This is a genomic window from Saccharopolyspora terrae, assembly GCF_004348435.1.
Taxonomy (GTDB): domain Bacteria; phylum Actinomycetota; class Actinomycetes; order Mycobacteriales; family Pseudonocardiaceae; genus Saccharopolyspora; species Saccharopolyspora endophytica.
Map to the genome: position 1 here is coordinate 44,911 of NZ_SMKS01000040.1, position 14,097 is coordinate 59,007.

Annotated in this window: 11 protein-coding genes and 2 pseudogenes; 6 read left to right on the top strand and 7 right to left on the bottom strand. The window is 65.0% G+C overall.

Annotation, left to right across the window (positions count from 1 at the left end; translation table 11 throughout):
* Positions 1-151 precede the first annotated feature (151 nt).
* The 5 genes from gabT to E1181_RS20815 are packed head-to-tail and all read right to left on the bottom strand — an operon-like array spanning position 152 to position 5,937.
* Complete coding sequence (gene gabT / locus E1181_RS20795; protein WP_408010300.1) at positions 152-1,507, bottom strand: 4-aminobutyrate--2-oxoglutarate transaminase; 1,356 nt, start codon at positions 1,505-1,507, stop codon at positions 152-154.
* Positions 1,504-2,934, bottom strand: coding sequence for an NAD-dependent succinate-semialdehyde dehydrogenase (locus E1181_RS20800; RefSeq protein ID WP_132677301.1), 1,431 nt, complete (start codon positions 2,932-2,934; stop codon positions 1,504-1,506). Before E1181_RS20800 ends, gabT begins: the two co-directional genes overlap by 4 nt.
* Positions 2,931-4,115 carry a CaiB/BaiF CoA transferase family protein gene (locus E1181_RS20805; protein WP_132677303.1) on the bottom strand — a complete coding sequence of 395 codons (1,185 nt, stop codon included), beginning with the start codon at positions 4,113-4,115 and terminating at the stop codon, positions 2,931-2,933. The genes E1181_RS20800 and E1181_RS20805 overlap by 4 nt, the downstream gene beginning before the upstream one ends.
* Positions 4,112-5,104 carry a hotdog family protein gene (locus E1181_RS20810; protein WP_132677305.1) on the bottom strand — a complete coding sequence of 331 codons (993 nt, stop codon included), beginning with the start codon at positions 5,102-5,104 and terminating at the stop codon, positions 4,112-4,114. The genes E1181_RS20805 and E1181_RS20810 overlap by 4 nt, the downstream gene beginning before the upstream one ends.
* On the bottom strand, positions 5,101-5,937 hold the full coding sequence (locus E1181_RS20815; RefSeq protein ID WP_235876918.1) for an HpcH/HpaI aldolase/citrate lyase family protein: 837 nt from the start codon (positions 5,935-5,937) through the stop codon (positions 5,101-5,103). The genes E1181_RS20810 and E1181_RS20815 overlap by 4 nt, the downstream gene beginning before the upstream one ends.
* Between E1181_RS20815 and E1181_RS31520 the strand changes: the two genes are divergently transcribed.
* The gene (locus E1181_RS31520; protein WP_165944697.1) at positions 5,840-6,412 is read left to right on the top strand and encodes a hypothetical protein; all 573 of its coding nucleotides are present in this window, start codon (positions 5,840-5,842) and stop codon (positions 6,410-6,412) included. The genes E1181_RS20815 and E1181_RS31520 overlap by 98 nt on opposite strands.
* A 63-nt stretch (positions 6,413-6,475) precedes the next feature.
* Here the strand turns inward: E1181_RS31520 and E1181_RS20825 are convergent, their stop codons facing one another.
* On the bottom strand, positions 6,476-7,600 hold the full coding sequence (locus tag E1181_RS20825) for an aromatic ring-hydroxylating oxygenase subunit alpha (protein ID WP_132677311.1): 1,125 nt from the start codon (positions 7,598-7,600) through the stop codon (positions 6,476-6,478).
* Positions 7,601-7,699: 99 nt separating this feature from the next.
* The gene (locus tag E1181_RS20830; protein WP_132677313.1) at positions 7,700-9,220 is read right to left on the bottom strand and encodes an APC family permease; all 1,521 of its coding nucleotides are present in this window, start codon (positions 9,218-9,220) and stop codon (positions 7,700-7,702) included.
* 148 nt (positions 9,221-9,368) lie between these two features.
* On the opposite strand from E1181_RS20830, the gene E1181_RS20835 reads away from it, so the two are divergent.
* From E1181_RS20835 to E1181_RS31530, 5 genes and pseudogenes are all read left to right on the top strand, one after another.
* The gene (locus tag E1181_RS20835; protein WP_132677315.1) at positions 9,369-9,971 is read left to right on the top strand and encodes a TetR/AcrR family transcriptional regulator; all 603 of its coding nucleotides are present in this window, start codon (positions 9,369-9,371) and stop codon (positions 9,969-9,971) included.
* An 871-nt stretch (positions 9,972-10,842) separates the two neighbouring features.
* Entirely contained in the window at positions 10,843-12,177 is a 1,335-nt protein-coding gene (locus tag E1181_RS20840) for an NAD-dependent succinate-semialdehyde dehydrogenase (RefSeq protein ID WP_132677317.1), read from the top strand.
* A gap of 897 nt (positions 12,178-13,074) precedes the next feature.
* Positions 13,075-13,329: pseudogene (locus E1181_RS32950) on the top strand (IS110 family transposase); the annotation flags it as partial.
* Positions 13,330-13,400: 71 nt separating this feature from the next.
* A pseudogene (locus E1181_RS32955) lies at positions 13,401-13,484 on the top strand (hypothetical protein); the annotation flags it as partial.
* 171 nt (positions 13,485-13,655) lie between these two features.
* The gene (locus E1181_RS31530) at positions 13,656-14,000 is read left to right on the top strand and encodes a transposase (protein ID WP_165944694.1); all 345 of its coding nucleotides are present in this window, start codon (positions 13,656-13,658) and stop codon (positions 13,998-14,000) included.
* Positions 14,001-14,097: the final 97 nt, after the last annotated feature.

Genomic DNA, 14,097 nt, shown 5'->3' on the forward strand with positions numbered 1-14,097 from the left:
GTTTTACGCGCCTTTTAGTCATCCGGCAGTGGGGGCTCGAGTGTTCCTCACAACAAGGTGTGCACAACGAAAAGCGGTCCGGCCGGGCTTCCCGGCCGGACCGCAGGGCTCTTCTCTAGCTGACGTGCGAGAACGTCCGGTCCTAGCGCGCTTACCGTGTGGCGGTCGCCTCCGCGACGATGGCCTTCGCGAGAACCTCGAGTCCGTCGCGCAACAGGTCCTCCTCGATGACCAGCGCAGGCAGGAGGCGCACGACGTTGCGGTGCGGACCCGAGTTCATGACGATCACGCCTTCAGCGTGGCAACGGGCGATCACCCGCGCGCACAGATCGGTGGCGGGAGCACCGTCCTCATCGACCAGCTCCACGGCGACCATTGCGCCGCGGCCACGAACCTCGGCCACACTCGGGTAGGCCGCCACCAACGGCTCCAGGCATTCCCGCACCACGGTCTCGATCCAACGTGCCCGTTCGAGTAGGCCCTCGGCCTCGACCGTCTCGAGCGCCGCGATAGCCGCGGCGCAAGCAACTGGGTTGCCGCCGTAGGTCCCTCCCAGCCCACCGGGTCCCACCTTGTCCATGACGTCCTTGCGTCCGGTGATCGCTGACAGTGGCAGGCCGCCGGCAACCCCCTTGGCGATGGCCACAATGTCAGGCACAACATCTTCGTGCTCGATCGCGAACCACTGCCCGGTGCGGCCGATTCCGCTTTGGACCTCGTCGGCGATCAGCAGGATGCCGTTGTCGCGGGCAAAAGTGGCCAGTTCGGCGAGGAAACCGGCAGCGGGCACGATGAAGCCGCCCTCTCCCGCGATGGGCTCGGCGACGATGGCGGCCACCTGGCCAGCGCCCACGAGCGTGGTGATCGCCTCGACCGTGCGGGCTGCCGCCGCCGGACCGTCGAGCCCGTCGCGCAGTGGGTTGGACGCGGGCACGCGGTAGATCTCCGGAGCGTAGGGACCGAATCCCTGCTTGAACGGCGCCGACCGCGCGGTCATGGCCAGGGTGAGGTTGGTGCGTCCGTGGTAGGCGTTGTCGAGAACCACGACGGCCTGCCGCCCGGTGGCCACACGGGCGACCTTGACGGCGTTCTCCACGGCCTCGGAACCGGAGTTGAACAGCACCGTGGTCTTCGGGTGATCACCCGGAGTGAGCCTGTTGAGCCGCTCGCAGATCTCGATGTAGGGCTCGTAGGGCGAGACCATGAAGCAGGTGTGCGTGGCCGCTGCGGCCTGGTCTCGGACGGCGTCCACCACGCGCGGTGCGGACACGCCCACAGTGGTGACACCGATACCGGCGGCGAGGTCGATCAGCTGGTTCCCGTCGACGTCGGTGACCACCGCCCCGGAAGCCGAGGCGGCGTAGATCGGGAGCGCCGAGGCGACTCCGCGTCCGACCGCGGCTTGCCGCCGTGCGGCGAGCGCGAGCGATTTCGGACCGGGGATGGCGGTCTTGAGCAGGCGGCGCTGGGTCATGTTCTCTCCGTTCTTGGTCATCGGCGCGGTCACCAGGTCACCGCGATGTACTTCGTCTCGAGGAATTCGGTGATGCCGTGACGGCCGCCCTCACGCCCGATACCGCTGTGCTTGGTGCCGCCGAAAGGAGCAGCAGGATCCGACAGCACACCTGTGTTGATTCCAGTCATACCGGCGTCGATGCGCTCGGCGACGCGGAGTGCGCGCGCCAGGTCCCCGCTGTACACATACGACGCCAATCCCATGTCGGTGTTGTTGGCGATCGTCAGAGCCTCGGGTTCGGTGTCGAAGGGCACCACAGGTGCCACCGGGGCGAACATCTCGTGCTGCAAAACAGCGGCATCCGGAGCGACGTCGACGAGCAGGCTCGGTGCGACGTAGTACCCATCATCGACCTGCTCACCGCACATCACCGAGCGTGCACCATCGGCAACGGCGGCCGAGACGGCCTTACGGACCGATTCGAGCGCGGAGCCACTGGCCATCGGGCCGACCTCGACGTCCGCGTCGGTTCCCGAGCCGACCTTCATACCCGACAGCGCGTCGGAGAGCCGGGACACAAACTCGTCGTGCACCGAGCGGTGGATGATGAACCGGTTCGCCGCCGTGCAGGCCTCGGCGTTGTGCCTCATCTTCGCCACGACGGCACCTTCGACGGCCGCGTCGAGATCGGCGTCGTCGAACACAATGAACGGCGCGTTGCCGCCCAGCTCCATCGAGCACTTGAGCACGCGGTTGCTGGCCTGAGCCAGCAACTGGCTTCCCACCCGCGTCGATCCGGTGAACGACAACGCACGCACCGGCCCCTCGGCGATCAGGTCGCCGACGACGTCGACGTCGCGAGTGGTCGGCACGACGTTGATCACACCAGCCGGAACACCGACGTCGTCGGCGATCTCGGCGATGACCAAGGCGGTCAGCGGGGTCTGCCATGAGGGCTTGACGATCGTGGTGCAGCCGGCCGCCAGCGCGGGTGCGATCTTGCGGGTGATCATGGCTGCCGGGAGGTTCCACGGCGTCAGCAGCAGCGATACGCCGACCGGCTGCGAGATCTCCATGATCCGCCGCGCTCCACTGGGCGAGCTGGACAGGAAACCGGGAAGCCGGACCGCTTCCTCGCTGTACCAGCGGAAGAACTCGGCTGCGTAAGCCACCTCGGCACGGGCGTCGGCCATCGGCTTGCCGTTCTCGGCCACGATGAGCGCCGCGATCTCCTCGGTGCGCGCAATGGTCTCGGCGTACATCGCGCGCAGGAGCTCGGCTCGCTCGCGCGGTGCGGTCTCGCGCCAGTCGTCGGCGGCGCGCTCCGCGGCGTGAGCCGCCGCCCTACCGTCGGCGATCTCGCCGTCGGCGACGGTGGCGAGCACGGTCCGTGTGGCAGGGTTCTCGACGTCGAACCGCCGCCCGGTGGAGCCAGGGACCCAGCGGCCGTCGATGTAGAGGTCTGTCGGGGTGCTCACGGCGTCACATCGCTTCCGGTGGTGGAGCGCAGCTCGTTGCCGGACCCCAGTCGCGGTACGAGACCGGGTTCGGCGGACTGGCCGTCGAACAGCAGCGGCAAGTGCGGCAGCGCCGGATGGCTGCCGTCCTCACGTCGCAGGCGCTCGTCGGCCATGGGTATAAACAAGCCTCGGTGCGCCAGCTGCGGGCAATGGCGCACCTCGTCGATGGTCTGCACGGCACCGGCGGGCTGACCCGCAGCCTGCAGCTTGGCCACAGTCTCGTCGCGAGTCATACCGGCGGCCCAGCTCTCCAACGCGGGCACGACGAGATCCTTCATGCGTTCAGCTCGCTTGAGCACCGTGTCGAGCTGCGGGTCTGTCTCCAGTTCCGGCCTGCCCATGGCCGCGCAGCATCGGCGCCACATGTCGTCGGTCGGGATGACGATGGAGATCCAGCCACCGTCTCCCGCTCGGAAGGCACCCACCGGGCTGAACCGGTCGATCCCGCGCGTGGGCACCTCACCGGTGAATTCGTGGAGGGTGAGCGGGCGTTCGAGGAACGCGGCACCGATGTCGTACATGGCGGCGTCGACGTGCGTGCCCTGGCCGGTGCGGTTGCGCTGGACGAGCGCAGCCAGAATGCCCAGCGTGGCGTAGATGCCCGAGAGCAGGTCCATGGTGCCCATGGGCGCGAGATCGGGCGGACTGTCTGCGCTCGCACCGATCAGGCTGCTCATTCCGCTCATCGCCTGGATCACGGAGTCGAAGGCCGGCCGGTCGGCGTAGGGTCCGCCCGTCGTGCCGAAACCCGAGATCTCGCAGATGACCAGGTGCGGGAATTGCTCGCACAAAGCCGGGACGCCGAGCCCGAGTCGTTCCAGCGAGCCGGGGCGGTTGTTGCAGACGAAGACGTCCGCCTCGGCCAGCAGATGGCGCAGCGTGGTGACGTCGTCTTCCTGGCGCAGGTCCAGCTCCAAAGACCGTTTCCCACGGTTGTAGGAGGCGAAACCGCCGCTGACGTAGTCGTCCTCCGGCCCCAGCCGGGGGTCGTAGGTGCGACGCGGGTCGCCGGCCCCGGGGCGTTCCACCTTGATGACTTCGGCACCCGCGTCAGCGAGGATCGAGGTGCAGTAGGGGCCCGAGATGTACTGCTCGAGCGAGACGACGCGGACTCCCCGCAGAAGGCCAAGACCACTCATGATGTTGCTCCCGAAGTGTTGCTGTCGGTGTTGACCAGGGCCACCGGCCGCCAGTCCAGGACCTCGGTGCGGTCTCGCGCGGCCGCCACGACCCGGAACCCGACGAGCGCCGCCGCGTCATCGAGCTGGACCCGATCGAGTTCCTTCACGTGAAAGTCGAGGACATCCCCTTCGAAGACCGGCGCGAGATGATCGCAAGATCGCCAGCCGACGACGGTGGCAACACCACGAGCGGTCCGCGCCAGCGAGGCTTGCGCAAGACCGATGGCGTGCCCGCCGTAGACCAGGCGACTGCCGTCCTGACCGCGGGTCGGGTCGCGGTGGGCGGCCGCCTGGTTCTGCGTCAACCGCACAAGTTCAAGAGCGCCGCTGACAGTATCGGCCAGTGGATCGGCCACACTGTCACCGATTCCGGTGTAGTGGCCGGGGAAGACACCGAGCTTCCAGTCGGAAGGCACGAATGGCAGGTAGTCGTCCAGCGGACGATCGAGCGTCGGCCCACCGATCTCGCCACGCTCGTCAACGCCGTCGGGATCACGGCACGGCAACAGCGCCAGCCGCTCGAACCGAGCCACCAGCCGCTGCTGCTGATCGACGGTCTCAATCCGCAGCAGGACCTTCGCCCGTCGCGCCCGAGAGCCCGGCCGGGTGAGTTTGACCGCGACAGGGGTCACCGTCGTCGTGATGGTGTCGCCGATGTGCACCTGCCGGTGCAGCGCCACGTCGCGGTAGAACAGGTTCGCGATGACCCGTCGCGTCGCCACAGTGGACTGCCCGATCGCGACTTGCAGCACCAAGCCGGGATTGGCAAGCCTGGCATCGCCTCCGGTCACCGCGGTGGAGTCCACAGCACTCAGCGGCAACCGGAGTGGATCTCCGGTGATTGCCTGGTAGCCGGCCGCGAGTCCGGAGTCGATGGTGATCGACGGGGCGGCCGGCAGTGAAACGCCGAGCGTGAAGTCGTCGGCGAAGGGGCCATCGAGGCTCATGCGACCACCGCCCGGGGCCCGCTGAGGACGCTACGTGCTTGTTCGATCAGGGGCCGGTCGATCATCTGACCGTCGACGCGGAGCACACCGGCGGCACCATCCGATTCAAGAGCGTCGAACACCCGCCGGGCCCACGCCCGCTGCTCGCTCGATGGCGCGAACGCCGCGTTCACGACCGCAAGCTGCCCTGGGTGAACGCACAGCTTGCCCGCGAAGCCCAGGGATCGGTCCGTCTCGGCCTCACCCCGCAGCCCCGGCTCGTCATCGAGAACCGTCCGCGGTCCTGCCACAGCCCACACTCCCCCGGCCGCCGCAGCGTTGACGACACGGCTCTTCGCCCAGCCGAGCTCGCTAACGTGCAGTCCGCCCCGAGAGGCGAGTTCGGCCGTGTAATCCACGGACCCGAACAGCACACCGACCACGTGGTCCTGCCGTGCGATGCCGTAGGCTTCCTCGACTCCGACAGCGGTCTCGATCAGTGCGAGAACCGGTACGTTCAGAATTTCGCGTACCGCGGCCACCGACTGGCGGCTGCTCTTCGGAACGACCACTCCGGCTAGTCGACCGGCGTTCGGAGCAAGCGCTGCCAGGTCCAGACGACCGGCTTCACTCGCCGGATCGTTGACACGCACCAGCAGCGTAGTGTCCACGGTGGCCGGATCGGTCAGAAAGCGCACGACTTCCGCCCGCGCGTGTTCCTTCGCGGCCGGTGCGACGGCATCCTCCAGGTCGGGCATGAGCGCGTCGGCCGGCCTGCGTAAGGCGGAACTCAACAACCTCGGATTGTCCGCTGGAACCGCCAGCAGCGAGCGGGGCGGCGAGCTTGTCGGCACGATGTTCAACTCCTGTCGGGTCGGATTGGTGACAGCGGCGAGTTCGTCACAGGGAGAGCCCGCGCAGCTGGTTAGGCAATGCCACGCGTTCAACGGCGAGCGCGGTGGTGGCGGCCTTTTGCAGCGAACCGTGGCGTTCGGCCACGAATTCGCGCACGATTTGCCACACTGCGGTCACGCGGTTCGCGAGCCGGGAGCCCACCTCGTCGGCTTCGGGAGTGGTGGGGCCATTGGTTCCCTCCGCGACGACTGCGGCTGTGCGGAGGATTTCCTCGGACGTCTGGACGGCACCCCAACCGGCCGCGCCGAACTGAACCGAATCGCCATCTCATTCATCCGTCATCACGGGCGGGCGCATGTCGTCGCCGACGAGATCGGTATGTACCTCACCACTCGCCTGAACCTCTGGGCAGCGCTGCAGATCGCCGACGACCGCCCAGCACGAGTCGGCTCCCGGGCCAGCGCGGAGATTTGAGGTTCCGCCGCGCCGGCCCGGGACGGGCAAACGAACGATGGTTTGAACCGCCAGAACATCCACTCAGTCGGCGATGATGTCGCCCATCACCGAGCGGTAAGTCGACAAGAACCGGAAGTTCTCCTGTTCCAGTGAGCCATTAAACGGACCTGGACTGTAGGCGATGTTGCGCAACCCGGCATAGATTTGCTCGCACAAAGCATTGTCCTGTTGCCGAGTCACAATGTGCATGTCGAACAGCTCGTCGGGATCGAATTCGGCGCCGGGCTGAGCCTCTTCGGGGACGAGGAAGGTCTGGGTCACGATAGACTTGCTCGGCGACAAGGGTTTGTAGGTCATCAGAGCCACGTGATCAGGGCTTGCGATCATCTCGAAGGCGCTGCGATGCCACTGCAGGAACCCACGTTCGATTCCAGCCTCGGGGTCACATTTGTAGGGGCGCTTGGATTCGATCTGTCCGGACGGGGTAACCGAGACCGAACCCGGGCGCAACGTGTTCTCGATGAAGATGTACTCCGGACCGCCCGGGAAGCCCTGCCCATCTTCACCATCGGCGTCGACGTCGAAGATCCGGCCCAGCTCGGGATGGTTCACCGCGCAGTGGTAGCACTCGAGCGCGTTCTCCCAGCTGGCTTTCCAGTTGGTCGTCAGCTCGAAGTCAACCACTTTCGCGATCTTGGAGCGGGCGATGTCGGTGTTGGCGAATTGCACCCCGGCCAGTTGTTCGGCCACGGGTGCCGGATTTCCACCGCCAACGTGGACGAACACCACGCCGTTCCATACCTCGACCTCGGCCTGTCGCAGGCGGTGCACGGTCGGGTCGAAGTCCGAGCCCATCTTCGGCGCACCCTTAAGTTTGCCGTCGAAGTCGTAGGACCAAGCGTGGTACGAACAGACGATCGCGCGCCGACACGTCCCGCTGCTGTCGCCTAGCAGCTGGGCGCCTCGGTGTCGGCAGGTGTTGTGCAGGCCCCGCAGCACGCCGTCACGGCCCCGAATGATGATGACATCGGCATCGCCGAGAGCAAATCGGATGAACTGGCCGGGCTCGCGCACCTGCGACTCGTGACCGGCGTACAACCAGGTCGTGTAGAAGAACCTCTTCAGTTCCGCGTCGAAGACCTTCTCGGAGACGTAGGCCTCCCGAGGCAGTCCGAGACCAGTGCATGGTGGAAGTGTGGTCGGCATGATCAGTCCTTCTCAGTCGATCAGAGCGAGACGGGGGACGGCGGCAACCCCACGTTATATGACAGCGACATAAAAACCAAGCACGGCGAGCTGCCCTGCTCACTCCACTGCCGGCCTTGCCTCGCTCTCGTACGGAGCAGCGGAAGAAACGTCAGACTCAGTGTCCGCGCTACCTTTCGCACGTGTCTTCCACGCTGCGACCGCAGCTGCGGCGATGACGACGAACGGGGCCAACGAACACGGGATGTTGGTCCATGGACTATCGGTACCCGTCATCAGGGCTACGTTTTCGATCATCTGGTAGACGACCCCCACCAGTAGTGCAGCGGCCAACGCTGAGGTGGTGATCAGAAGGCCCCGACGCCGGGAGGGGTACGCATGCGGACCCCAGAAATACACTGCGGCAGCAGCTGCGGTCGCGGCGAGCAGAGTGACGATGCCGATTACGCCCGGGGTTGAGGTCCACACGGTCATCTGACCGTACGGGTCTAGTTGCGCGCCTGCGAAACACGCGACGATCACCAAGGTGATCAGACTTTGAGTAGTTCCGAAGTTGGGTGAGCGGTGGACCGGATGCACTCGCGCCATCCTCTGGGGGAATACCCCGTCGAGTGCAAGTGAGTGCGCGTAACGGTTGATGGCATTGTAGAAGGCGAGGCCGCTGGTCAGGGTGCTGGCGATCATCAACAGCCGTAGCGCGTTCGCAGCCCAGCCGCCCATGAACTCCTCGGCGGCGATGTACATCATTTCCTCTGGGTGCTGCTCGGCCGCGACGATCGCTCCAGTCGTGCCGAACGCTTGGATCAGTGCCCAGCTAACGAAGGTGTAGAAGGCAATCAGAAGACCGATCGACAGGAAGGTCGCGCGTGGAACCGTCTTCATGGGATTGCGCGCTTCTTTGCGGTAGATCGCGGTCGATTCAATGCCCATGAAGGCTCCGAACCACACCACTGAGGCGGCCGCCATCCCAGGTGAGAAGACGTTCGACGGGGCGAACGATTCAACCGAAAGCCCTTCGGGCCCGCCACCCCGCACGACGATCGCGACGGCAAGCACCAGCAAGATCGCGGCCTCGAGAATGAGCAGGACCCCAAGGATCTTGGCCCCCACGTCGATGCCGCGCCTCCCGATCGCCCACACCGTGACGATTACCGCCACAGCAGGAACCATCCAGTGCACGCTGACACCTAAGAAGTGCTCCATTGACGAGCCTGCGGCGGCCACGAAGACACCGACACCACCGACTTGAACCACGAAATAGGCGAACAACGCACCTGCGGCGGCTCCGCGACCCACCCTGCGGCCGAAGCCGCGCTCGATGTAGGCGTAGAAGGTGCCGGCCTGACTCAGCCGCCGCGCCATGGCACTGAACCCCACCGCGAACAACGTCAACACAGCACCTGCGAGCAGGTATCCAGCGGGCGCTCCGGCACCGCCGACTAGGATCCCGAGTGGGCCGTAGCCGACCAGCAGGGACAGTGGAGCCGCAGCCGAGAGCACCATGAATGCGACGCCGGGTACTCCAATGGCGCCAGCCTTCAGGCGGGTCGGCTCGGGGTCATGATGGGAAGTGATTTCCGACAAGAGATCAACCCGTTCGAGTAGGTAGACAGTCATCATTGACCGCTACAGGTCATCCACCGAAGAGGAAGGGAACACTTCGGATTCGGCCGGTCTCGTGTGAGTTCCGGCCTTGGTACTGAGGCCAGGGTCTACGACCCGATATCTCCGGACGCGCAACGAGGACACCAGAGGAAGGGCGAGGATCATGCCAAAGATCGTCGATCACGAGTCTCGACGTATCGAGGTCGCTGAAGCGGTGTGGACCGTCGTCCAACGAGATGGAATCAACGCCGCTTCCGTCAGGGCCGTCGCCGCCGAATGCGGTTGGACGTACGGGATGATCGCGCACTACTTCAAGAACCGCGATGACCTGCTGCTCTTTGCCTATCGCCTAGCACTGACGCGCGAACTCGAACGCGCTCCCACCGCCAAAGAACAGCCCGATCCCGTCGAGCGCCTCGTCGGCCTACTCGTGCGCGCCCTGCCAATCGACAAGGACGCGTCATTGGATCTGCGAATTTGGCTGGGATTCATGGGACGCGTCGCCGACGATCCCTCGCTGGCCAAGGCCGTCCTCGGCGAACACAGCCACTACCATTCCGCAGTCCTCGACCATGTTCACGAGTGCTTTGAAGCGGCCCGCGTCTCCACGCCGCTCCCCGCAGAGACCCTGACGAGGCAAATCACCGTATATGTAGATGGCCTCGGCATCGCCGCCACACTGGACCCGGACACCTACAGCGCCGATACGCTGGAGTCAACGCTGCGGATGTTCCTGCAGGCCATGGGGTTCGACTGCGCAACATAAGGCGGGCCACGCTGAATGCCCCGCGAGCAGCAGAACGTCGCTTCACCGAGCAGAACGCGGCCGCTCTCGGGTACGCACCCGACACAAGACAGGCCGAACCACCAGAAACCCGTAAGCGACAAGGCGTCGTGCCCCCACAACCTCGACGTGTTCGCAGGCAGGAACCTGCTTCGCCGATGGCGGAACCTGGGAGTTTCAGCAACTTGGTGACATGTCGCTCGGACAGGACCTCGCGCACGGCGAGCTACCCCACTTCGGGTACATCGGTTGCTGGAGCGTCGACTGGGGGCGTCGGCGCCGAGCCCATCTGATGCAGGTGAATCCATGTGACCGCCCTCTCAGCTCAGTTACCGCGAGACCTTAGGTCTGATTAAAACTCTTGTCAATCAGCAACTGTATGACTGTTTCTCTAGCCAGGATGCGTTCATCTGGATGGAAACATTGCATATCGTCCGGCGAGCGGACCATGCGCCGCGTACCAGCAGCACCCCCTGTCGCGATAGCGCCCTGAGGCCCCAGCGCCCACTGGCAACTCTTCGCGCCCCAGTCGGGCCTCTGGACACTCAGCGCGAGGGATGCTTATATGGCACTGTCACAAATTATGGGCACCGGGCTTGCTGATCGCTCGGTTGCGTGTTGGTCATGGTCATGGCGATCGAGGGGCCCACACCGGGCGCCAGCAACGACGAGTACGCCTCATCGTGACCCGCCGAAGGCAAGCCGCGCCGGTGAGCAAGCCACTCCACGCCATCGCACGGATGGGTCAGACCACCAGGCGCCCACGCGGCGTATCGGAAGCTGGCCGCAGCCGTAGATCCGCAAGCGCACGTGAATTGGCCGAAGGCGTGCTGTCGCGCAGAGAGAAGGCTTCATGACTGTGTACGCAGTGACTGATCCATCGACGGGTCAGGTGATCGAAAAGTATCCGACGGCTACCGATGAGCAGGTCAGGAACGCACTCGCCGCAGCCTCACGAACACACCGGGAGTGGGGACGTGCCACCACGGTGACCGAACGTGCCGCGTTGATCCGTCGCGTGTCCCAGCTGCACACCGAGCGCAAGGACAAGCTGGCACAGATCATCCAGCGCGAGATGGGCAAGCCCTTCGAGGAGTGCATCGGCGAGATCGAATTCAGCGCGGCGATCTATAAATACTACGCCGACAATGCCGAGAGGTTCTTGGCAGACGAGCCCATCTCTCTGCTTACCGGGACTGGTAGCGCGCTGGTCCGCCGCTTCTCGGTGGGCGTGCTCCTGGGCATCATGCCCTGGAACTACCCCAGCTACCAGGTTGCCCGCTTCGTCGGACCCAACCTGACGCTTGGAAACACAATCTTGCTGAAGCACGCACCCCAGTGTCCGGAATCGGCGGCCGCACTGCAGCAGATCTTCAACGACGCGGGATACTCCGATGGCGCTTACGTCAACATCTACGCCACCAACGAACAAGTCGCCGGCATCATCGCTGACCCACGTGTACAAGGCGTTTCCGTCACCGGCTCGGAACGCGCTGGATCGGCCGTCGCCGAAATAGCGGGCCGGCATCTCAAAAAGGTCGTCCTCGAACTCGGTGGCTCTGACCCGTTCATCGTGCTCAGTTCGGACGACCTCGATACCACCGTCGATGCCGCCGTCGCAGGCCGTTTCGAGAACACGGGTCAAGCATGCAACGCGGCCAAACGCTTCATCATCGACAACAGCATCTACGGCGAATTCCTCGAAAAGTTCACCGCGAAAGTCTTGCAGCAGGCCGACCACCTCGCTCCGCTCTCATCAGTGGCGGCAGCTGAGCGCCTGGACGAGCAAGTACAGCGAGCCGTAGCCACTGGCGCCAAACTCGTGACACAAGGAGAACGCAACGGAGCCTACTTCCCACCCGGCGTCCTCAGCGATCTACCCGTCGACTTCCGAGAAGAGCTGTTCGGACCGGTCGCAGCCGTCTACCGAGTCAGCGGCGAGGACGAAGCCGTCGAACTGGCCAATGACACTCCCTTCGGGCTCGGTTCCTATGTCTACACAACCGATGCAGACCAGGCCCGCCGCATTGCCGATCAGATCGAGGCCGGGATGGTATTCGTCAACGCGGTCGGCGTCGAGGGAGCCGAACTGCCCTTCGGGGGAGTCAAGCGCTCTGGTTTCGGACGCGAACTCGGCCGCTACGGGATCGACGAGTTCGTCAATAAGAAGCTGATCCGAATCGGGTAGGAGCGGCCGGTGACTCCGCGCTGGCGGGCTTCGTCATCGACGAAGTCATCGACGAACCCACCCGTGCGGAGATCACCGCACTCAGACGTTTCAATGACCGTGTCACACTGCGTTGTCCTCGGCAGGCAATGTAGCCGGAAGTGCGCTGGCCGGGGCGGCCAGCTCTGTGGCGTGCATCTGCACCTCGGGTAGCCGCACGGCACGGGGATTTTCGGATCCGAGCGGCGGCGTGCGGTCTCGGCCAGCGCACCGAGTCGAAAAGTTCTGCGCCAGCCACGCGTCCTGCGAACGCGATCACGATCAGTCACCAGCTGACGCCCGTACGGTGCCGACTCTACTGTCGAGCGTAGTCGACACCGGTTCTCTTCACTCGGACCACACCACCGCCTCCATGATACGGAGAGCGACGCTCAGTTATTCGGGGTGTACCAAGGAGATGTATCACCGAGAAATGTCCCGACTCGGGCTCGCGCACGTTTCGCCGTCGCCGACTACATCGAAGTCTTCTACGACCGGAAACGACTCCACAGCAGCCTCGGCTACCGCACCCCCGCCGAGACACACCGAAATCACCTCACCGCGACTGCGGCATGGGAAACCCACCGAAAACCGTCCAAGATCTGTGAGTGTGTAATCCGGCGGTTCTGGATGGATCGCTGCAAGGATCGGTGCCGACGCCCGGGACTGACTCTTCCAAGATCTGGCCGCTTCGGCGTGCTCTGCCAAGGACCTGTCGTCTCGGGCGTCGACACCGGCCCGGCCCACCAGCTGGCCTGATCAGAAGCCTGTCCGCACGTGAGTACGTGACCCCTCACAAATATGCCGTTTGGTGACTCCATCCAGGCCGGTGTCGACTCATGACCCCGTTACCGGAAGGAGTTTCGAGGCCACATGGCCATGCTCGCAGAACTGGTCGACGCCATCATCGGTGGCGACACACATCGCGACGCGCACACGCTCGAGGTGATCACACCGACCGGAGCGACGATAGCGACCCTCGCTGTCGGAAACGACGAACCCGGCTTCACTTCGTCCTTGGCCTGGATCGCCGAACACGCACCCGGACCACGACTGGTCGTGGGTCTGGAAGGCACCCGCAGCTACGGCATCGGTCTGGCACGAGCCGTGCAGGCCGCGGGAATCGCGGTCGTCGAGGTCGAGCGCCCCGTCGTCGCGACCGGCGACGAGGCAAGTCCGACCCGATCGACGCCCACCTCGCCGCGCTGCAAGTACTGCGACTGTCCGCAGACCGGCTGCCCACCCCTCGCGCTGACGGCGACCGCGAAGCCCTGCGGATCCTGCTCAGCGCACGCCGTGAGATCACCACCGCTCGGACCCGTCAGATCAACCGGCTACGCGCACTGCTGCTCGCCGGAGATGAAACCGACCGCGATCTCGCTCGCGGCACCCTCACCGACAACCGACTGACCACAATCGCCCGCCGTCGCGGCAAGAACGGCGACACCACCGAGCATGCGGTGCGACGCGCCGAAACCCGTCGACTTGCGCTCTCCATTCACAACGCCAGTCGCGAGCTGACCGAGAACAAGCAGCAGCTGACCGAGCTGGTGACCACGTTTTCCCCACTATTACTGGACAAACCCGGTGTTGGACCGGTCAGCGGAGCACAAGCGATCGTGTCCTGGTCCCACGCTGGGCGGTGCCGCGACGAAGCAGCCTACGCTGCACTCGCCGGCATCAGCCCGCTGCCTGCCAGCAGCGGCAGGACCACACGCCACAGGCTCAACCGCGGCGGCGACCGGCAACTCAACAGGGCCGTTCACGACATTGTCGGGTCTGCCCAGGGTTTGGTTGACACCTGACGTGTGAGGCTTCGGCCTCACTTGGAAGGATGTCGTCGTGCCCAAGCCTTACCCGCAGGAGTTTCGTGATGACGTGGTCGCTGTGGCCCGTCGTGGC